The 17,267-nt window shown below is 72.4% G+C and carries 23 protein-coding genes and 1 tRNA gene; 14 read left to right on the top strand and 10 right to left on the bottom strand.

Going from position 1 to position 17,267, the window contains the following annotated elements; translation table 11 throughout:
- Nucleotides 1-51: 51 nt before the first annotated feature.
- From ACQP1N_RS27040 to ACQP1N_RS27030, 3 genes are all read right to left on the bottom strand, one after another.
- Complete coding sequence (locus tag ACQP1N_RS27040) at nt 52-555, bottom strand: gluconokinase (protein WP_433227435.1); 504 nt, start codon at nt 553-555, stop codon at nt 52-54.
- Nucleotides 556-569: 14 nt separating this feature from the next.
- Nucleotides 570-1,151 carry an isochorismatase family protein gene (locus tag ACQP1N_RS27035; RefSeq protein WP_433227434.1) on the bottom strand — a complete coding sequence of 194 codons (582 nt, stop codon included), beginning with the start codon at nt 1,149-1,151 and terminating at the stop codon, nt 570-572.
- 71 nt (nt 1,152-1,222) lie between these two features.
- Nucleotides 1,223-2,575, bottom strand: coding sequence for a nicotinate phosphoribosyltransferase (locus ACQP1N_RS27030; RefSeq protein ID WP_433232815.1), 1,353 nt, complete (start codon nt 2,573-2,575; stop codon nt 1,223-1,225).
- Between the two features lie 106 nt (nt 2,576-2,681).
- On the opposite strand from ACQP1N_RS27030, the gene clpS reads away from it, so the two are divergent.
- The 11 genes from clpS to rdgB all read left to right on the top strand — a co-directional run bounded on the left by clpS (nt 2,682) and on the right by rdgB (nt 9,600).
- Nucleotides 2,682-2,978, top strand: coding sequence for an ATP-dependent Clp protease adapter ClpS (gene clpS / locus ACQP1N_RS27025; RefSeq protein WP_067797156.1), 297 nt, complete (start codon nt 2,682-2,684; stop codon nt 2,976-2,978).
- Between the two features lie 3 nt (nt 2,979-2,981).
- Entirely contained in the window at nt 2,982-3,509 is a 528-nt protein-coding gene (locus ACQP1N_RS27020; protein ID WP_433227433.1) for a DUF2017 domain-containing protein, read from the top strand.
- A 20-nt stretch (nt 3,510-3,529) separates the two neighbouring features.
- Nucleotides 3,530-3,949 carry a Mov34/MPN/PAD-1 family protein gene (locus ACQP1N_RS27015; protein WP_433227432.1) on the top strand — a complete coding sequence of 140 codons (420 nt, stop codon included), beginning with the start codon at nt 3,530-3,532 and terminating at the stop codon, nt 3,947-3,949.
- A 16-nt stretch (nt 3,950-3,965) separates the two neighbouring features.
- On the top strand, nt 3,966-4,115 hold the full coding sequence (locus tag ACQP1N_RS27010; RefSeq protein ID WP_433227431.1) for a hypothetical protein: 150 nt from the start codon (nt 3,966-3,968) through the stop codon (nt 4,113-4,115).
- Between the two features lie 94 nt (nt 4,116-4,209).
- On the top strand, nt 4,210-4,482 hold the full coding sequence (locus ACQP1N_RS27005; protein WP_433227430.1) for a MoaD/ThiS family protein: 273 nt from the start codon (nt 4,210-4,212) through the stop codon (nt 4,480-4,482).
- Between the two features lie 21 nt (nt 4,483-4,503).
- Nucleotides 4,504-5,451: a PLP-dependent cysteine synthase family protein gene (locus tag ACQP1N_RS27000; RefSeq protein ID WP_433227429.1), complete on the top strand. Its 948-nt coding sequence runs from the start codon at nt 4,504-4,506 to the stop codon at nt 5,449-5,451.
- Nucleotides 5,452-5,602: 151 nt separating this feature from the next.
- Nucleotides 5,603-6,397, top strand: coding sequence for a thioesterase family protein (locus tag ACQP1N_RS26995; RefSeq protein WP_433227428.1), 795 nt, complete (start codon nt 5,603-5,605; stop codon nt 6,395-6,397).
- 196 nt (nt 6,398-6,593) lie between these two features.
- Nucleotides 6,594-7,433, top strand: coding sequence for a glutamate racemase (murI, locus tag ACQP1N_RS26990; RefSeq protein WP_067797249.1), 840 nt, complete (start codon nt 6,594-6,596; stop codon nt 7,431-7,433).
- Nucleotides 7,434-7,479: 46 nt separating this feature from the next.
- Nucleotides 7,480-8,229, top strand: a complete 750-nt coding sequence (locus ACQP1N_RS26985; RefSeq protein WP_433227427.1) for an MBL fold metallo-hydrolase — start codon at nt 7,480-7,482, stop codon at nt 8,227-8,229.
- Between the two features lie 52 nt (nt 8,230-8,281).
- The gene (gene rph / locus ACQP1N_RS26980; protein ID WP_067797178.1) at nt 8,282-9,001 is read left to right on the top strand and encodes a ribonuclease PH; all 720 of its coding nucleotides are present in this window, start codon (nt 8,282-8,284) and stop codon (nt 8,999-9,001) included.
- A complete protein-coding gene (gene rdgB, locus ACQP1N_RS26975; protein WP_067797180.1) occupies nt 8,998-9,600 on the top strand; it encodes an RdgB/HAM1 family non-canonical purine NTP pyrophosphatase in 603 nt (200 codons plus the stop codon). The genes rph and rdgB overlap by 4 nt, the downstream gene beginning before the upstream one ends.
- Before the next feature lie 48 nt (nt 9,601-9,648).
- On the opposite strand, the gene ACQP1N_RS26970 is transcribed toward rdgB, so the two are convergent.
- The 3 genes from ACQP1N_RS26970 to ACQP1N_RS26960 all read right to left on the bottom strand — a co-directional run bounded on the left by ACQP1N_RS26970 (nt 9,649) and on the right by ACQP1N_RS26960 (nt 12,386).
- Complete coding sequence (locus ACQP1N_RS26970; protein WP_067797183.1) at nt 9,649-10,545, bottom strand: MEDS domain-containing protein; 897 nt, start codon at nt 10,543-10,545, stop codon at nt 9,649-9,651.
- Nucleotides 10,546-10,576: 31 nt separating this feature from the next.
- Nucleotides 10,577-11,608, bottom strand: coding sequence for an anti-sigma factor RsbA family regulatory protein (locus ACQP1N_RS26965; protein WP_433227426.1), 1,032 nt, complete (start codon nt 11,606-11,608; stop codon nt 10,577-10,579).
- Nucleotides 11,609-11,768: 160 nt separating this feature from the next.
- On the bottom strand, nt 11,769-12,386 hold the full coding sequence (locus ACQP1N_RS26960) for a TetR/AcrR family transcriptional regulator (RefSeq protein ID WP_067797186.1): 618 nt from the start codon (nt 12,384-12,386) through the stop codon (nt 11,769-11,771).
- Nucleotides 12,387-12,427: 41 nt separating this feature from the next.
- On the opposite strand from ACQP1N_RS26960, the gene ACQP1N_RS26955 reads away from it, so the two are divergent.
- Nucleotides 12,428-14,020 carry an MFS transporter gene (locus tag ACQP1N_RS26955; RefSeq protein ID WP_084262837.1) on the top strand — a complete coding sequence of 531 codons (1,593 nt, stop codon included), beginning with the start codon at nt 12,428-12,430 and terminating at the stop codon, nt 14,018-14,020.
- Nucleotides 13,983-14,067, top strand: a tRNA-Leu gene (locus ACQP1N_RS26950). The genes ACQP1N_RS26955 and ACQP1N_RS26950 overlap by 38 nt, the downstream gene beginning before the upstream one ends.
- A gap of 34 nt (nt 14,068-14,101) precedes the next feature.
- On the opposite strand, the gene bcp is transcribed toward ACQP1N_RS26950, so the two are convergent.
- The gene (bcp, locus tag ACQP1N_RS26945; RefSeq protein WP_067797189.1) at nt 14,102-14,569 is read right to left on the bottom strand and encodes a thioredoxin-dependent thiol peroxidase; all 468 of its coding nucleotides are present in this window, start codon (nt 14,567-14,569) and stop codon (nt 14,102-14,104) included.
- A gap of 151 nt (nt 14,570-14,720) precedes the next feature.
- On the opposite strand from bcp, the gene ACQP1N_RS26940 reads away from it, so the two are divergent.
- Entirely contained in the window at nt 14,721-15,032 is a 312-nt protein-coding gene (locus ACQP1N_RS26940) for a DUF3618 domain-containing protein (RefSeq protein ID WP_433227425.1), read from the top strand.
- Here ACQP1N_RS26940 and ACQP1N_RS26935 read toward each other — a convergent pair.
- From ACQP1N_RS26935 to ACQP1N_RS26925, 3 genes are read right to left on the bottom strand one after another with little or no spacing between them, the layout of a single operon-like run.
- Nucleotides 14,983-15,270, bottom strand: coding sequence for an anti-sigma factor family protein (locus tag ACQP1N_RS26935; RefSeq protein WP_131732758.1), 288 nt, complete (start codon nt 15,268-15,270; stop codon nt 14,983-14,985). The two genes, ACQP1N_RS26940 and ACQP1N_RS26935, sit on opposite strands and share 50 nt — an antisense overlap.
- A 44-nt stretch (nt 15,271-15,314) precedes the next feature.
- Complete coding sequence (locus tag ACQP1N_RS26930; protein WP_433227424.1) at nt 15,315-16,589, bottom strand: glycoside hydrolase family 4; 1,275 nt, start codon at nt 16,587-16,589, stop codon at nt 15,315-15,317.
- The gene (locus ACQP1N_RS26925; protein ID WP_433227423.1) at nt 16,586-17,257 is read right to left on the bottom strand and encodes an SIMPL domain-containing protein; all 672 of its coding nucleotides are present in this window, start codon (nt 17,255-17,257) and stop codon (nt 16,586-16,588) included. The genes ACQP1N_RS26930 and ACQP1N_RS26925 overlap by 4 nt, the downstream gene beginning before the upstream one ends.
- Between the last annotated feature and the right edge of the window lie 10 nt (nt 17,258-17,267).

The following is a 17,267-nucleotide window of genomic DNA, read 5'->3' as shown; positions in this document are numbered from 1 at the left end:
CGAAACCGTGAGCCGATCAGCATGGTCGGTTGCGTGGGTGAGGGCGGGCGGTCAGTGGGGAGCCAGGTTCAGGGAGTTGAGGAGGTGGGTGGCCGTTTCGTCGGGGGTGCCGGTGATGGGGGCCGTGATGACGTTCTCGTCCGGGGCCGGGGGTTCGAGGTCGGCGAATTGGGTGTCGAGGAGGGCGGTACTGAAGAAGTGGCCGGTGCGGGCCTTCATGCGGGCGGCGATGGTGTCGCGGTCGCCGTCCAGCAGGACCGTCGCGACCTCGGGGTGGCCGCCGGTCAGCATGTCGCGGTACTTGCGTTTGAGGGCGGAGCAGGTGACGACGCCGGGGCGGCCGGTGGCCAGGCGGTCGTCGATCCACGCGGCGATCGCCTGGAGCCAGGGGAGGCGGTCGGCGTCGGTGAGCGGACGGCCGGAGCGCATCTTCGCGATGTTGTTCTCGGAGTGGAACGCGTCGGCCTCGGCGTAGTCCCAGCCGAGGCGTTCGGCGAGGAGGGTGCCGATGGTGGTCTTGCCGCTGCCGGACACACCGGTGACCAGGATGACCACGGGGGGTGCCGTGTTCAGGCGTTCACTACCGGGGTGCCGGACAGGGTGACGCCTTCCGCGCGTAGTTCCTCAAGGGCCTGGTCGACGGTGGCCTTGTTGACGCCGGCGGTGAGGTCGAGCAGGACGGTGGTGCGCAGGCCCGCGCGGGCGGCGTCCACGGCGGTGGCCCGGACGCAGTGGTCGGTGGCGATGCCGACGATGTCCACGGCGTCCACGTCGCGGGCGGTGAGCCAGTCAGCGAGGGGCGTCTCGTCGTCGGAGTCGCTCTCGAAGCCGCTGTAGGCGGCGGTCTCGCGCCCTTTACTGAACACGGCCTCGATGGGGGCGAGGGTCAGGTTGGGGTGGAAGTCGGCGCCGGGCGTGCCGATCACGCAGTGCGGCGGCCACGAGTCGGCGAAGTCGGGTTCGTCGGAGAAGTGGTCGCCGGGGTCGAGGTGGAAGTCGCGGGTCGCGATGATGTGCGCGTACTCGGGCCGGTGCCCGGCGACGTACTCGGAGATGGCGGCGGCCACGTCCGCGCCGCCGGCGACGGCGAGCGAGCCGCCCTCGCAGAAGTCGTTCTGCACGTCCACGATGATCAGAGCCTTCGTGCCCATGACCGCTCCCTGTCCCACTTGCCCCGCCGGATCACCCTTGACCGTACCCGCAGAGCTGCGGGGATACCGCGTCACGGGCGCGGGCCTCCGTTGATGAACTCGGTGGGGATCGCGGGCTCGCCCCTGGAGAGCTGGATCGCGGTCGTCGGCAGCTCCGCGACCGCCCTCGCGTGGCGTTCCCTGGCCTCCCGGAGGGCCTCGCGTCCGATGACCTTGCCGTCCCGCACCAGCGGCACCTGGAGGAGGCGGTCGCGCGGGCCGGGGACGAGCTGGCCGGTGGACACGGTCTCGGCGTAGGCGACGCCGTGCCCGTCGACGCGGCGCACGGCCGTCTTGCGCCCGCCGCGGCTCGGCTTGCCCGTCGAGCGTTTCGCGACCGGGCGCATGGGCGCGCCCGGCTCGGGGCCGTCGGAGCGGGCGACGAGCTTGTAGACGAGGGACGCGGTGGGGGCGCCGGAGCCGGTGACGAGCGAGGTGCCGACGCCGTACCCGTCGACGGGGGTGGCGGCCAGCGCGGCGATGCCGAACTCGTCCAGGTCGCCGGTGACCACGATGCGCGTGTCGCGTGCGCCCAGGGCGTCGAGCTGGTCGCGGACGCGGCGGGCCATCACGCCGAGGTCGCCGCTGTCGATCCGGACGGCGCCCAGCGACGGCCCGGCCAGTTCCACGGCCGTCCGCACGGCCCGCTCCACGTCGTAGGTGTCGACCAGCAGCGTCGTGCCGTGGCCGAGCGAGGCGAGCTGCGCCTCGAACGCGTGCCGCTCCCCGTCGTGCAGGAGCGTGAACGAATGCGCGCTCGTCCCGGCGGTCGGCACGCCGTGGCGCCGGCCCGCCTCCAGGTTGGACGTGGTGGTGAACCCGGCGATGTAGGCGGCGCGGGCGGCGGCCACGGCGGCGCGCTCGTGGGTGCGCCGCGACCCCATCTCGATGAGCGGGCGCCCCTGCGCGGCCTGCACCATCCGGGACGCGGCGGACGCGATCGCGCAGTCGTGGTTCAGGATCGACAGCGCCAGCGTCTCCAGCAGGACGGCCTCGCCGAACGTCCCCTCGACCACCAGGATCGGTGAGTCCGGGAAGTAGCAGTCTCCTTCGGCGTAGCCCCAGACGTTCCCGCTGAACCGGTACTCCTCCAGCCAGTGCGCGGTGGGTTCGTCCACGATGTCGTTGGAGGTGAGGAACTCCAGTTCGGCCGCGTCGAAGCGGAACGCCTCGATCGCGTCCAGCAGCCGCCCGATGCCCGCGACGACCCCGTACCGGCGTCCGGCCGGCAGGTGCCGTGCGAACACCTCGAAGATCGCGCGGCGGCCGGCGGTCCCGCTGCGCAGGGCGGCCTGCAGCATGGTCAGCTCGTACCGGTCGGTCAGCAGGGCGGTGCCGTCACCAAGGTCCACAAGTGGAACCTTACGGGCGACTATGGGCACCATGGGTGTGCGGGCCCGCACACCCGGAGGGGAATCGGCGCATAGCATCGGGTGCGGTGGGCGGACCGTCATCACCGAAAGAAAGGGGGCGAACCGGGCAATGAGCGCCATGAGCACGGCGCCCGCACCGGTCGAGCTGGAACGGCCGGACGCCGCGGAGGACGTGAGCGCCGACCGGCCCTGGCTCGCGATCGTCTGGAACGACCCGATCAACCTGATGTCGTACGTCACGTACGTGTTCCAGGCCGTCTTCGGCTACCCCAAGACGAAGGCGGAGAAGCTGATGCTCGACGTCCATCACAAGGGCCGCGCGGTCGTGGCGAACGGCACCCGCGAGGAGATGGAGCGGGACGTGGAGATCCTGCACTCCTACGGGCTGTGGGCGACGGTGAAGCGGGACGACTGAGCGATGAGCCACGTGAAGAAGACCCGCGAGGGCATCAGGATCCGGCTGGAGCCGGAGGAGGCCGCGCTGCTGCGTGCCCTGATGGAGCAGTTGCTCGCGCTGCTGGGCGAGGCGCCCGGCGGGGACGACGAGTTGGCCTCGCTGGGCATCGCCGAGAACGCCGCGACCCCGGACGACCCGGTGCTGGCGCGGCTGTTCCCGGACGCCTACCGCGACGACGGCGAGGCGGCCGGGGAGTTCCGCCGCTACACCGAGATGGGCCTGCGGGACGGCAAGCGCGCGGCCGCCGGGATGGTGCTGGACGCGCTGGGCGCCGAGGGCGGGAAGATCGTCCTGGACGACGAGCAGGCGCAGGGCTGGCTGCGCGCGCTGAACGACGTCCGGCTGGCGCTGGGCACCCGGCTCGACATCACCGAGGACTGGTACGAGGAGGCGGAGCACATGGACCCGCGTGACTCCCGCACCCCCATGTTCGCCGCCTACGACTGGCTGACGATGCTCCAGGAGAGCCTGGTTCGCGTCCTCTGGTGACCGTTCCATAAGCTCGGAGCATGCTGACGATCGAGCGCGCCCTCGTGGAGAAGATCATCGCGCACGCGCGCGCCGACCACCCGGACGAGGCCTGCGGGATCATCGCCGGCCCGATCGGCTCGGACCGTCCCGTCCGGTACGTCGCCATGGTGAACGCCGAGCGCTCCCCGACCTTCTACCGGTTCGACTCCCAGGAGCAGCTGACGGTGTGGCGGGAGATGGACGACCGGGACGAGGAGCCGGTGGTGATCTACCACTCGCACACGGCGACGGAGGCGTACCCGTCCCGGACCGACATCACCTACGCGTCCGAGCCGAACGCGCACTACGTGCTCGTGTCGACCCGCGAGGAGGACGACACCGAGTTCCGGTCGTTCCGGATCGTGGACGGCGAGGTCACCGAGGAAGAGGTCACCATCGTCGACGCCTTCGAGGCGTGAGGCGGCACGGATCGGCATGGTCGCGGCCGGTAAACTGGTCGACATGTGGACGAGCGGGCATGAGGCGGACGACGTGCGACGCCGCGCCGGGTCCGCCGCCGTGCCACCCGTGCAGAGCTTCCTGTTCGGGCACTCGCGCGCCGAAGTCGTCTACGACTGTCGCTGACGCGCTGATCTCGCCTGGAATCATCCCGCCGCCCGTCCGGTTGTGACGCAGAGGGCGGGAAGCCCCCGTACGAACGTAGAAGGAGATCACCGCGATGGCGATCGAGGTCCGGATCCCGACGATCCTCCGCAACCTGACCGACGGCGCGAAGGCCGTGGAGGGCAAGGGCGACACGCTGGACGAGCTGTTCACCGACCTGGACAGCCGGCACCCCGGCCTGCGCGACCGGCTGGTGGACGACAAGGGCCTGCGCAAGTTCGTCAACGTCTACCTCAACGACGAGGACGTCCGTTTCCTCGGCGGGCTGGACACGCAGGTCGCCGACGGTGACAACGTCACCGTCCTGCCGGCCGTCGCCGGCGGCTGAGCCGCGCTGGACGGGCCGCTCATGCGCTTCGACTCACTGCTGGACTCGCTCGGCCGCACGCCGCTGGTCGGCCTGCCGCGGCTGTCGCCGGGCGGGGACGTGCGGATCTGGGCCAAGCTGGAGGACCGCAACCCCACCGGCTCGGTGAAGGACCGCCCCGCGTTCTACATGATCGAGAAGGCGGAGAAGGACGGGCTGCTGACGCCCGGCTGCACGATCCTGGAGCCGACGTCCGGCAACACCGGCATCTCGCTGGCCATGGTCGCCAAGCTGCGCGGCTACCGGATGGTGTGCGTGATGCCGGAGAACACCTCGGCCGAGCGCCGGCAGCTCCTGGAGATGTGGGGCGCCCGGATCATCTCCTCCCCGGCGGCGGGCGGCTCGAACGAGGCGGTCCGGGTGGCGAAGGGCCTGGCGGAGGAGAATCCCGACTGGGTGATGCTCTACCAGTACGGCAACGAGGCCAACGCGCTCGCGCACTACGAGACGACCGGCCCGGAGATCCTGGCGGATCTGCCGACGGTGACGCACTTCGTCGCCGGGCTCGGCACCACGGGCACGCTGATGGGCGTCGGCCGGTTCCTGCGCGAGCGGGTGCCGGACGTGAAGATCGTCGCGGCGGAGCCCCGGTACGGCGACCTCGTGTACGGGCTGCGCAACATCGACGAGGGCTTCATCCCCGAGCTGTACGACGACTCGGTGCTGACCACCCGGTTCTCGGTGACCTCGAAGGACGCGCTGCGCCGCACCCGCGAGCTGCTGGAGCAGGAGGGCATCTTCGCGGGCATCTCGACCGGCGGCGCGCTGCACGCGGCGATCGGCATGGCGCGCAAGGCGGTGAAGGCCGGCGAGCGGGCCGACATCGTGTTCGTCGTCGCGGACGGGGGCTGGAAGTACCTGTCCACCGGCGCCTACGGCGGCACGCTTGAGGAGGCCGAGGCGCGTCTCGAAGGCCAGCTCTGGGCCTGACCCGGCCGGCTCCGGGCTTGGCCTGACCGGTTCTGGGCCCGCCCCGGCGGGTACGGCGTCCCGCCCGGCACGGTAGAGTGCGTTTTCGAACGTGATTCTAGTATCGGGCCGGCGGGGCGGCCGCCGCCCCGGCCGGCGTGGGGGTGTGCGGATGAGCGGGTTCGGCGAGGCGACCGCCGTCGAGCGGGTCGGCGACGGCCGGTACGAGGCCGTCCTGGACGGCGACTTCGGGTTCGCCGAGGCGCTCAACGGCGGCTACCTGATGGCCCTGCTCGGCCGCGCCGCCGTGGACGCCTCCCCGCACGCGCACCCCGTCTCGACCGCGACCAACTTCCACCGCGTCGCCAAGCCCGGCCCCGCCCAGGTGATCGTCCAGCCCCGCAAGGAGGGCCGGACGGCGGCGTCGGCGTTCGTCACGCTCGTCCAGGACGACCGTCCCGTCGTGGACGCGCTGATCACCACCGGCACCCTCGACGCCGGTGCCGAGCCCGGGTACGCCGGGCCGGCGCCCGCGCCGGTGCCGCCGCTGGCGGAGTGCACCGAGTTCCAGCCGCCCACCGGCAGCCGCGGCTTCGCCGACCAGATCGACATGCGCTTCGACCGGGCGACGATGGGCTGGCTCGACGGGCAGCCGAGCGGCAGCCCCGAGATCCGCGCCTGGTTCCGGCACCGCGACGGCTACGAGGTGGACGCGTTCTCCCTCGCCCTCGCCGTGGACGCGCTGCCGCCCGTCGCGCTGAACCTCGGCGCGCTGGGCTGGGCGCCGACCGTCGAGCTGACCTGGCACATGCGGGCCGTCCCCGCGCCCGGCTGGCTCGCCGTCCACGGCACCGGACGGCTCCTCGCCGACGGCTGGTTCGACGAGGAGGTCGAGGTGTGGGACCGCGCCGGCCGGCTCGTCGCGCAGAGCCGCCAGATCGCCCGCGTCCCCCGCACCCGCTCCTGACCCCGGAGGCTTGCGAAGCGTTTCTGCGTGGGGGGCGCCCCCGGGGGCTTGTGAACGGATTCACCGGCGTTTCGCCCGGGTAACCGACAGGATCGCGCGCGAGGTACGTGACCTGGACGGTTTTCCGGCGCATGGGGGTGTGATGTCCGACGCATGACGCACCCGGACGGGGCCCGGTCGCCTAGCCTTGGACACCATGTCAGATCCATCCCGGGGGGGCGGCCTCCCAGACGCTCCCATCGGGATCTTCGACAGCGGTTTCGGCGGGCTGACCGTGGCCCGCGCGATCCTCGACCAGCTGCCGAACGAGCCGATCATCTACCTGGGGGACTCGGCCCGCCAGCCCTACGGCCCGCGTCCCATCGCCGAGGTCCGCGCGTACGCCCTCGAAATGCTCGACCGGCTCGTCGAGGAGGGCGTGAAGATGCTGGTGATCGCCTGCAACAGCGCCAGCTCGGCGATGCTGCGGGACGCCCGCGAACGCTACGACGTCCCGGTCGTGGAGGTCATCAACCCCGCCACCCGGCGCGCGGCCCGCGCCACCTCCACCGGCCGGGTCGGGCTGATCGCCACGCAGGCCACCGTGACCAGCCGGGCCTACGACGACGCGTTCGCCGCCGCCCCGCACATCGAGCTGGTCAGCGCCGCCTGCCCCCGCTTCGTCGAGTTCGTCGAGGCGGGCGTGACGATGAGCGACGAACTGCTGGAGGCCGCCCGCGAGTACCTGGGGCCGATCGTGGACGCCGGCTGCGACACGCTCATCCTCGGCTGCACCCACTACCCGCTTTTGACCGGCGTCATCTCGTATGTCGTGGGGGACGGGGTCACACTGGTCTCAAGCGCCGACGAGACCGCCAAGGACGTGTACCGGGTACTGCACGACCGGGGACTGGCCCGCATCGAGGCGACGCCCCGGCCGCGGCACCGGTTCCGCGCCACCGGCGACCCCGCCGTGTTCGCCGAGCTCGGCCGCCGCTTCCTCGGGCCGGAGATCGGCTCGGTGGAGACGACGCTGAACGACGCCCTGACCACCTGACATCCCGGGGACACCGAAGGACAGGGACACCAGAGGAGGAGTGAGCGTGCGGGTCACTGTGATCGGTTGCTCCGGCAGTTTCCCCGGGCCGGACAGCCCCGCGTCCAGTTACCTGGTCGAGGCGGACGGGTTCTCCATGCTCCTCGACATCGGCAACGGCGCGATCGGGACCCTCCAGCGCTTCCACCACGTGCTGGACATCGACGCCATCTGCATCTCGCACCTGCATCCCGACCACTGCCTGGACCTCACCGTGTACTGGATCGCGCGGACCTACTGTCCGGACGGTCCCGCGCCCCGCATCCCGGTCTACGGCCCCCACGGCACCGCCGAGCACATGATCAAGGCGTACGAGCTGGCACCGAACCCGGAGATGACCGGCACGTTCGACTTCCGGACGCTGGAGCCGGGGCCGATGCGCATCGGCCCGTTCACCGTGACCACCGCGCTGATGAACCATCCCGTCGAGGCGTACGGGCTGCGGATCGAGCACGGCGGCGGCGTGCTGACCTACTCGGGCGACACCGGGCACAGCGACGCCCTCGTCCGGCTCGCCCGCGGCTCCGACCTCTTCCTCTGCGAGGCGGCGTTCGCGCAGCGTCCCGACCTGCCGCCCAACATGCACCTGACCGGCCGGGAGGCGGGCGAGCACGCGGAACGCGCCGGTGTCGGCAGGCTCGTCCTCACCCACCTGCTGCCGTGGAACGACCCGGCCGAGACGCTCGCCGAGGCCAAGGACAGCGGCTTCGGCGGCCCCATCGAACTCGCCGAGGTCGGCGCGGTCTACGACCTGTGAGCGCCGCGGACCCGTCCCCCCGCCCGCCCGCCCGGCCGCTAGGGTGGGGCGCATGGCCCGCCCCGATGCTCGCGCTTCAGACCAGCTCCGTCCCGTCCGGATCCAGCGCGGATGGCTCGACCACGCGGAAGGGTCGGCGCTCATCGAGTTCGGCGCGACCCGGGTACTGTGCGCCGCGTCCGTGCAGGACTCGGTGCCCCGCTGGCGGCGTGACAGCGGCCTCGGCTGGGTCACCGCCGAGTACGCGATGCTGCCCCGCGCCACGAACACCCGCAATGACCGCGAGTCGGTCAAGGGGCGGATCGGCGGCCGCACCCACGAGATCTCCCGGCTGATCGGCCGTTCGGTCCGCGCGTGCCTCGACTTCAAGGCGCTCGGCGAGAACACCGTCCAGCTCGACTGCGATGTCCTGCAAGCGGACGGCGGCACCCGCACCGCCGCGATCACCGGTGCCTATGTGGCGCTGGCCGACGCGGTGACCTGGATGCGCGAGCGCAAACTCCTCAGGGGCGACCCGCTGATCACCTCGGTCTCCGCGGTCAGCGTCGGGGTCGTGGACGGAGAGTCCCGCCTCGACCTCTGCTACGAGGAGGACTCCGCCGCCGGCACCGACATGAACGTCGTCTGCACCGGTGACGGCCGGTTCGTCGAGGTGCAGGGCACCGCCGAGGGCGCCCCGTTCGACCGCGCCGAACTGGACGCGCTGCTCGATCTCGCCGCCGGCGGCTGCGCCGAGCTGACCCGGCTGCAGAAGGAGGCCCTCGGCCGATGAGCCGGATCGTCCTCGCCACCCGCAACAAGGGCAAGATCGCCGAGCTGAACCGCATCCTCGGCGGCCTCGACGTCGTCGGCCTCGACGAGTTCCCCGGCGCACCCGACGTGCCCGAGACTGAGCTGACGTTCGAGGGCAACGCCCTTCTCAAGGCCCGCGCGATCGCCGCGTTCACCGGCCTGCCCGCCGTCGCCGACGACTCCGGCCTGTGCGTGGACGCGCTGAACGGCATGCCCGGCGTCCTGTCCGCCCGCTGGTCCGGCCGCTTCGGCGCCGCCACCGGCGACCGGGACACCGCGAACCTTCAGCTCCTCCTCGACCAGCTCTCCGACGTCGCCGATGAGCACCGCGGCGCCGCCTTCGTCTGCGCCGCCGTCCTCGTCACCCCGGACGGCACCGAACGCTGCGTCGAGGGCCGCATGCACGGCACGATCATCCGCGAACCCCGGGGCGTGAACGGTTTCGGCTACGACCCCATCTTCGTCCCCGACGGCGGAACCCGCACCAACGCGGAGATGACCCCCGCGGAAAAGGACGCGATCAGCCACCGGGGCAAGGCATTCACCCTGCTGACCCAGGAGGGGTTCCCGCTGGGCTGACTCGCCCTCACCTGTGCGAGCGTGCCGTCCTCGCCCCGTGCTCCGATGTCAGCGGGCGATGCCCTCCGTCTCCGGGAGGCCCCGCCCGGCACCGCGGACGAGGCCGGGCAGCCGGTGCCAGCCGACCGTCTCGATGACGCTCAGCACGGACGGCCGGAGATGGTCGAGGACGAGCGTCCCGCCGGCGGGCAGCCGGGCGGCGAGCCGCGCCAGCAGGTCGAGCCCGCCCAGGTCGATGAAGCCGAGCCGGGACAGGTCGAGATGGACGCCACCGTGCCGCGCCATCACCTGCGCCAGCCGCGCGGCGACCGCCCCGTGCCGGGTGGCGTCCAGTTCGCCTTCGAGCCGCAGCCCGGCCGGTGCGAACGTGCGCACCATCCTCAGGACTCCGTCATCGAACTCGGGGTCCACCTCCACGAGGACTTCGTGGAGGTCGCGGAGGGCGATGAGCTGATCCGGCGGGCACGCGCGCCGGTCGATCTGGCAGATCGCCATCGCCATCGTGCTCGGTGCGACGGCGCCGCCGAGCCGGTGTTCGCACCCCAGCATCCGGCCGGGCTCGTCCAGCAGCCAGGTGTAGTCGGTGGTGAGGCGTACCGCGCGGAAGCCCTGCCCGAACGCCTCGCCGATCTCCCGCTCGACGGTGTCCAGCATCCTGGCCGGTTCGAAGGCGCCGCTCCGGTCGAGGCAGGCGTCCTCCCGCGAGATGACCCGCAGCCGGCCCGCCCGCAGGTGGTCGTGCACGTCGATGCGGTGCCCGAGGCCGGGGAGCCGGCCGGCGGGGGTGTCGGTGACGTACACGACCTTCTCGCCGGTCAGCAGCCCCTCATGGACGAACGGCCCGATGACCCGGCCGCGTTCTTCCGGGCCGCTGTAGGCCAGCCAGCCGTGGTCTCCGGGCAGGATGGCGCCGACGGAACGTTCGGCGACCCAGGATGTGCCCATGGCGTGCCCGCCGGGTTCAAGACGGATCTGGTCAGCGTACGCCGCAGGGGAGGTGGTGGAAGCCCGGCGCATGGAAATCCTCACGCTCTGTGCAGGTGGATCGGTCCGTGCGGGGAAGGTCGTGCCGTAGCCGGACGGCCGTGCCGCCCTCGCCCGTCCGGATCTGGACGGCGGAGCACAGCAGCCGCACGGCCCACAGCCCGAACCGTCCGCCGGACGCCGTGCCGGCCGGTCGCGGCGGGAGCAGGCCGTGGCCCGCGCCGGGCGGCCACCGTCCCTCGTCGGTGACCTCGCAGACGAGAGCGGAGGCGCCGTCCGCGGCGTCCGTCCACATGCGCAGGGTGAGCGGCGGTTCGCCGTGCCGGAGCGCGTTCGTCACGACCTCGGTGACCGCGACCAGCAGCCGTTGCAGGTCCTCCTCCGGCAGCGGCGTCTGCCGCGCGCATTCGGTGACGTAGGCGCGCAGCCAGTACAGGTCGGGCCGCGCGTCGATCGGCAGCGTGTCGGCGTCGGGCGGCGGGGCGGGCAGCGGTTCGGCGTCGCAGCGGGCGCAGAACGTCCACGGGTCGACGAAACCGGGATTGGCGAGGGCGCGTGTGCCGCGCACGGTCTCCGGGTGGGTCCTGCGCCCGGACGCGATGACGGCGGCGGGCAGTGTGGCCGCGTACGGGCACATGACGGACGCGCCCGTATCGAGGAGCGCGATGTTCAGCAGCGCCTCGGTCCGCTGCCATTCGACGACCTCCAGCGGGGACCGCGACGCCCACACCGGCTCGCCGAGGAGGCGTAACCTGCGGCCCCGGCCGGCGGCCCGGCCGGCGGCGCCGAGGAAGTCGGCCAGCGTCCGGGACGGGTGGGCGTACCAGGTCGCCGCGTCGGTGAACTCCACGGCGGACGCGGCGGACCCGAGCGCATCGCGCAGCAGCGTCTCCCGGGCGGTCCCGCACACGGCGAGGACGCGGTCGCCCGCCTCGACGCCCGCGGACAGGAACGGCACGGTGCCGCCGAGGAACTCCTCCACCCCGTCGTAGGGCAGTACGCGATGCGTGAAGTGGTCGCTCACGGAGATCCCGACGCTTCTGTGATCATGATGTCACCGAATGTGCGTGCCGGATGGACCAGACCAGCATAGGCCCTCCGCCCCCGCCCTGCCGAGGCTCCTTTCCATATACCACGACATTTTGTCAAATCACCTGTCCGGAATCCCTGCGGGGTCACGTCCCTTACCGGACGTGCGGCCGCGGAGCCCGCCGGTACAGGACGGCCCGGAGCCCGGGCGCGAGGTGCTCGATTAATTCATCGGCCGGCATCGACGCGACGGGTTCCACGGCGAGGATGTAGCGGGCGAAGATCACCCCGGCGAGCTGCGCGCCGAACGCGCCGGCCCGCGCCCCCGCACCGGGACCGCCGACGTGCTCGGCGATACGGGTGATCATCTCCTGTTCGAGGATGCCGCGCACCAGCCGGGCGAGTTCGGGCTCCTGCACCGCCGCCCGCACCATGAACAGCAGCGGCGCGGCCCGTTCCGGGTCGTCCCACGCGGTCAGCATCGCCCGCAGGACGCGTTCGGGCAGCGTGGCGGGGTCGCCGGGCAGCGCCCCGGCGAGCACCTCCGGCGGGTTGACGGCCAAGCCCAGCACGGCGCCGAACAGGCCCTTCTTCGAGCCGAAGAAATAGCTGATCAGCGCGGCGTCCACCCCGGCCTCGGCGGCGATGGACCGCAGGGTGACCGGCCCGTAGCCGTCGGCGAGGAAGCGGCGGCGCGCCACGCCGAGGATCGCCTCGCGGGTGTCGGGGCTGCCGCGGCGCCGGCCGCGCGGCGCCCCTCCGGATTTATTCATCACAGTTGAAATATAGGCCGGGCGGGAGCGACATTCGACCCATGACCACCATGACTCCGGAGGGGCCGGGCACCGTCCACCGCGCGGTGCTGCCGGCTGTGATGCTCTCCCTCGCGACCGTCGTCTCGGCCGTGGCGTCCCTCAACACCGCGGTGCCGTCCATCGCCCGCGACACCCGCGCCGGGCTGACCGAGCTGGCCTGGATCATCGACGCGTACGCGCTCGTCTTCGCCGCGCTGCTGCTGCTCGGCGGCGCGATCGGGGACCGGTACGGGCGCCGCCGCGCGCTCGCCGCCGGGCTCGTCGTGTTCGGCGCGGGCTCGGCCGCCGCCGCGCTGTCCAGCGACCCCGGCTGGCTGATCGCGATGCGCGGGGTCCTCGGCGTCGGCGCGGCACTGGTGATGCCCGCGACGCTGTCCACGATCACCTCGACGTTCCCGCCCGGCCAGCGCACCCGCGCGGTCGGCGCGTGGGCGGGCGTCGCCGGTGCGAGCGGCATCTTCGGGCTGCTGGCCTCCGGCAGCCTGCTGGAGGTGTGGTCGTGGCGGTCGGTGTTCTGGATGAACGTCGTCCTCGCGGTCATCGCGCTGGTCACGACGCTGGCGGTGGTCCCCGAATCCGCCGAGCCGGACGCCCCGAAACTCGACCTGACCGGCGCGGCCATCACCGTCGCCGGGCTCGGGATCGGCGTCTACTCGATCATCGAGGCGCCGACGCGGGGCTGGGGCAGCGCCCGGACGCTGCTCGGCCTCGCCGCCGCGCTCCTCGTGCTCGCCGGGTTCGTGCTGTGGGAGCTGAGGCGGCGCGACCCGCTGCTCGACCCGCGGCTGTTCCGCATCCGGGCGTTCTCGGCGGGCACCCTGACGATCACCCTCCAGTTCTTCGCCTTCTTCGGGTTCGTGTTCATCGTCCTGCAGTACCTGCAACTGGTGAAGGGCGACAGCGCGCTCGTCGGGGCGCTGAGCCTGCTGCCCATGGCGCTCACGATGATGCCGTTCGCCCGCGGCGCCGCGCCCCGGCTCGCCGCCCGGCTGGGCCCGCGCCGCGTCATCACGGCCGGCCTCCTGCTCGTCGGCGTCGCGATGCTGATCTTCTCCCTGCTGGACCGGGACAGCACCTACTGGCTGCTGCTCGCCGGGCTGATCCCGTTCGGTGCGGGGATGGGCCTCGCGATGACGCCCGCCACCGCCTCCATCACCGACGCGCTGCCCCCCGACAAGCAGGGCGTCGGCTCGGCGATGAACGACCTGGCGCGCGAACTCGGCGGCGCGCTCGGCATCGCCGTCCTCGGCAGCATCCTCCAGTCGTCCTACCGCGCGAACCTGGACCTGGACGGGGTGCCCGGCCCGGCCGCCGAACAGGCGAGGACGTCCCTCGCGACGGCGATGCGGCTCGGCCCGCAGGTCGCCGAGCAGGCGCGGACGGCGTTCAGCGACGGTGTGCAGGCCGCGTTCCTCACCGCGTCCGGCGCGCTCGTCGTCGCCGCCGTCATCGTCGCGGCCCTGTACCGGACGTCCCGCGCCGACGCCGCCGAATCCATTGCCGAGCCGGCGGATCAAGCCGATAAGCTGAACCCGCTTCCCGGCGGAAGCACCGGCGGGCGTGGCGAAATCAGGTATACGCGGCAGGTTTAGGTCCTGTTGGTGGCGACACCGTGGGGGTTCGAATCCCCCCGCCCGCACCGGGCCCGCGCGGCGCGCGGGCCCGTCCGGCGTCTAGACCGCCAGGTCGCGGCGGAGCCGCTCCACGTGCCCGGTCGCCTTCACGTTGTAGTACGCCTTCTCGATCCCCCCGTCGGCGTCGATGACGAAGGTCGAGCGGATGACGCCGACGACGACCTTCCCGTACAGCTTCTTCTCCCCGTACGCCCCGTACGCCCGCAGGACCTCCGCGTCCGGGTCGGACAGGAGCGGGAACGTCAGCCCCTCCTTCTCCCGGAACTTCGCGAGCTTCGCCGGCTTGTCGGGGGAGATGCCGACCACGGTGACGCCGCCCGCCTCCAACTCGGGCAGGCTGCTCTCGAAGTCGACGGACTCCTTGGTGCAGCCCGGAGTCATGGCCGCGGGGTAGAAGTAGAGGATCACGCGCTTGCCGCGCAACGAGGCCAGCGACACCGGTGACCCATCGGCGTCGGGAAGCTCGAAATCGGGGGCGACATCGCCCGGCTGCAGCCGCTCGGACACCCTGTCCCGCCTTTCGCTCGGATGGTGGGTCCAACGCTACCGGCCGGGGTGTGACGGGCGCCCGCGGGCAAGACCTGCAACACTGTTCGGATCATGCTTCCCTCGTGGTCTCGCTCCACCGCGAGTTCGCCCGACAAGATAAGGACACGGCATGGCTGACAGGAGCCGCGACCCGGAGGCGCTGGAACGCGAGATAGAGCAGGCCCGCCAGGAGTTGGCGCGCACCATCGACGAGCTCGCCGACCGGGTCAATCCGAAGAACGTCGCGCACCGGGGCATCGAGCGGCTGAAGGAGGAGGCGGACCACGTCGCCAAGGCCGTCGGCACCATGGTGCGGCCGTCCGGCGCGGACGAGGAAGGTCAGGGCGGCGGGATCGACAGGCGGCTGCTGCTCGTGAGCGCCGGGGCCGCCGTCACCGTGACCGCCCTGATCCTCTGGCGCCGTAAGCGCAGGCGCCGCTGACGCCCCTGCCGAAGGCGCCGGTCCGCGGTCCGCGGCCGGCGCTTTCGTGTGCCGGGCCGCTGCTCCGCACGGAGTGGGCGAGGAGCTCGGCGACGGCCCGCAGCTCGGCGAGTTCGGCGCGGCAGGGCGGGCAGCCGCGCAGGTGTGCCGACAGCTCGGCGGCCTCGGCGCCCGCCAGCCGTCCGATCGCGTAGATGCCGAGGCCGAGCCGGTACGCCCCGCAGTCAGTTCCTCCCACGTCTCCTCCCACGTCATGCAGTACGGGGCCGGGGCGCGTGCCGTTCAGGCGAACTGGGGGAGATGGTCGCGGTGGGCGGCGAGGCCCTCGTCCAGGATCTTCTCGGCGGTGTGCTTGCCGCGGACGAACGGGTGCGCCATGAGGGCCTGCAGCGCGGTGCGGCGGTCACCGGTGACGGCCGCCTCGGACGCGAGCCGCTCGTAGGCGTGGATCGCCTGGGTGAGGCCGCGCACGGGGCCGGGCAGCGGCCCCATCGTCAGCGGGACGGGGCCGGAGCGCCCCACCAGGGCCGGGACCTCCACGACGGCGTCCTCGTCGAGCGACGGGATCGCCCCGTTGTTCCGCGTGTTGACGATCATCCGGCGGCCCTCGTCGCGGTGCAGGGCGCAGATGACGTCGACGGCGAACTCGCCGTGCTCACCGCCGCCGCGCTCGCGGGGCGGGTCGGGGTCCGCCCTGCCGGCCTCGGCCGCGACCCGCTCGTAGTAGCCGGGCAGCATCGCGAGGATGTCCTGCGCCCGCGTCGTGCCCTTCCTCCGCAGCTCCTCGACCACCTCATCGTGGAAGAAGTAGTACTTGGAGTACGAATTCGGCAGGAAGCCGAGCGCCTTGGCCAGTTCCGCCATCCGGGCCGGGTCGCGCCACGGGGTCGCGCCGCCGCCGGCGGGGACCTCCAGATCGTCCAGCAGCAGCGGGACGTCGAGTTCGTGGCCGTCGAGCCGGAGCCGCTGCGCCCAGGTGGCGTGGTTCAGCCCGATCCAGTCGGCCTCCAGCCCGTCGAACGGCAGCCCCAGCAGGTCGGCCCACATCTCGGTGTCGCCGATGAACTGGTCGCAGAGCCCGATGATGCGCGCGTCGGTGTGCCGCGAGACGGCGTCGGTGACCACGTTCGTCGGGTTCGTGTAGTTGACGATCCATGTGCCCGGATCGGCGCGGGCCGCGATCTCCAGCAGGACGGGCACCGACCGCAGCGCCATCAGGAACCCGCCGGGACCCGCGGTCTCCTGCCCCACCACGCCGTGCTTCAGCGGGATCGACTCGTCCAGGTGCCGCGCCGCCTGCCCGCCGGGACGGAACGTGGTGAACACGTAGGACGCGCCGTCCAGCGCCGTCTCCAGGACGGTGTGCGACGACACGGCGAACGCGGCGCCCCGCGCGGCGAACATGTTCCGCGCGAGCCGCGTCATGACGTCCAGGTGCGCGGCGTCGATGTCGTGGCAGGCGAGTTCGGTGCCGGCGAGGTCGTCCGCGCGGTGCAGCAGCCCGCGGATGATCCCGGGCATGTACCCGCTGCCCGCCCCGACGATCGCGATCTTCACCGCGGCTCCAGATCGGGCTGCGTCGCGGTGAAACGGGCCTCCACCGCGGCGCGGACGATCTGCGTCTCGGGCTCCAGGTCGATCGGCTCCGGCTCCTCCTCCACCCCGCCCCTGCCCGCCCCGTACGCGGCGGCGAGCGCGACGGGGACCTCCGGGGTGCGGCCCACCCCCTCGTCGGACAGCTCCACCAGCCCGGTGAGCCGGGCCCCGAGCGCCTCGGCGTAGCCGCGCGCACGGGCGACGGCCTCGTGCGTCGCCTGCCGCGCGGCCCGCTCGTACACCTCGCTGCCCGGCCGCAGTTCCCAATCCGGGCCGTTGACGTACGTCCGCTCCAGATCTCCGAGCCGGGCGACCAGCTCCCCGAGCACCGGGAAGTCGCGCACCGTGATCTTGATCCAGACGGTGCCCCGGTAGCCCCGGATATCGCCCTCGCGCCGCTTGTACTTCAGCAGCGGCATGATCGACAGCCCGCCGGTCTCGACCTTCTCCACCGCCTCGCCGAACGACTCGACCAGGTCGAGGCACTGCCGGTTCCGCTCGGTGAGCCGGTCCAGCGCGGCGCGCCGGTCGGACTCCTGCGACTGGACGTGCACCGAAAGCCGCGCGATCTCCGGCTCGGCCTCCACCACCGCCTCACCGCGAACACAGATCAGGGGAGCATCGCTCATCCCCCCAACC

Origin of the sequence: Actinomadura formosensis (genome assembly GCF_050948385.1) — a bacterium.
GTDB lineage: Bacteria > Actinomycetota > Actinomycetes > Streptosporangiales > Streptosporangiaceae > Spirillospora > Spirillospora formosensis.
This window is presented reverse-complemented; position numbering and strand designations above follow the sequence as displayed.

Coding starts and splice junctions, on each gene's coding strand:
- ACQP1N_RS27035 (WP_433227434.1), bottom strand. CDS start 1,151: ATGGGCACGAAGGCTCTGATCATCGTGGACGTGCAGAACGACTTCTGC.
- ACQP1N_RS27000 (WP_433227429.1), top strand. CDS start 4,504: ATGCGCTTCGACTCACTGCTGGACTCGCTCGGCCGCACGCCGCTGGTC.
- rph (WP_067797178.1), top strand. CDS start 8,282: ATGGCCCGCCCCGATGCTCGCGCTTCAGACCAGCTCCGTCCCGTCCGG.
- ACQP1N_RS26995 (WP_433227428.1), top strand. CDS start 5,603: ATGAGCGGGTTCGGCGAGGCGACCGCCGTCGAGCGGGTCGGCGACGGC.
- ACQP1N_RS26970 (WP_067797183.1), bottom strand. CDS start 10,545: ATGGGCACATCCTGGGTCGCCGAACGTTCCGTCGGCGCCATCCTGCCC.
- ACQP1N_RS27020 (WP_433227433.1), top strand. CDS start 2,982: ATGAGCCACGTGAAGAAGACCCGCGAGGGCATCAGGATCCGGCTGGAG.
- ACQP1N_RS26925 (WP_433227423.1), bottom strand. CDS start 17,257: ATGAGCGATGCTCCCCTGATCTGTGTTCGCGGTGAGGCGGTGGTGGAG.
- ACQP1N_RS26955 (WP_084262837.1), top strand. CDS start 12,428: ATGACCACCATGACTCCGGAGGGGCCGGGCACCGTCCACCGCGCGGTG.
- ACQP1N_RS27030 (WP_433232815.1), bottom strand. CDS start 2,575: ATGGTGCCCATAGTCGCCCGTAAGGTTCCACTTGTGGACCTTGGTGAC.
- clpS (WP_067797156.1), top strand. CDS start 2,682: ATGAGCACGGCGCCCGCACCGGTCGAGCTGGAACGGCCGGACGCCGCG.
- ACQP1N_RS27015 (WP_433227432.1), top strand. CDS start 3,530: ATGCTGACGATCGAGCGCGCCCTCGTGGAGAAGATCATCGCGCACGCG.
- ACQP1N_RS26940 (WP_433227425.1), top strand. CDS start 14,721: ATGGCTGACAGGAGCCGCGACCCGGAGGCGCTGGAACGCGAGATAGAG.
- ACQP1N_RS27010 (WP_433227431.1), top strand. CDS start 3,966: ATGGTCGCGGCCGGTAAACTGGTCGACATGTGGACGAGCGGGCATGAG.
- ACQP1N_RS26960 (WP_067797186.1), bottom strand. CDS start 12,386: ATGAATAAATCCGGAGGGGCGCCGCGCGGCCGGCGCCGCGGCAGCCCC.
- rdgB (WP_067797180.1), top strand. CDS start 8,998: ATGAGCCGGATCGTCCTCGCCACCCGCAACAAGGGCAAGATCGCCGAG.
- murI (WP_067797249.1), top strand. CDS start 6,594: ATGTCAGATCCATCCCGGGGGGGCGGCCTCCCAGACGCTCCCATCGGG.
- ACQP1N_RS27005 (WP_433227430.1), top strand. CDS start 4,210: ATGGCGATCGAGGTCCGGATCCCGACGATCCTCCGCAACCTGACCGAC.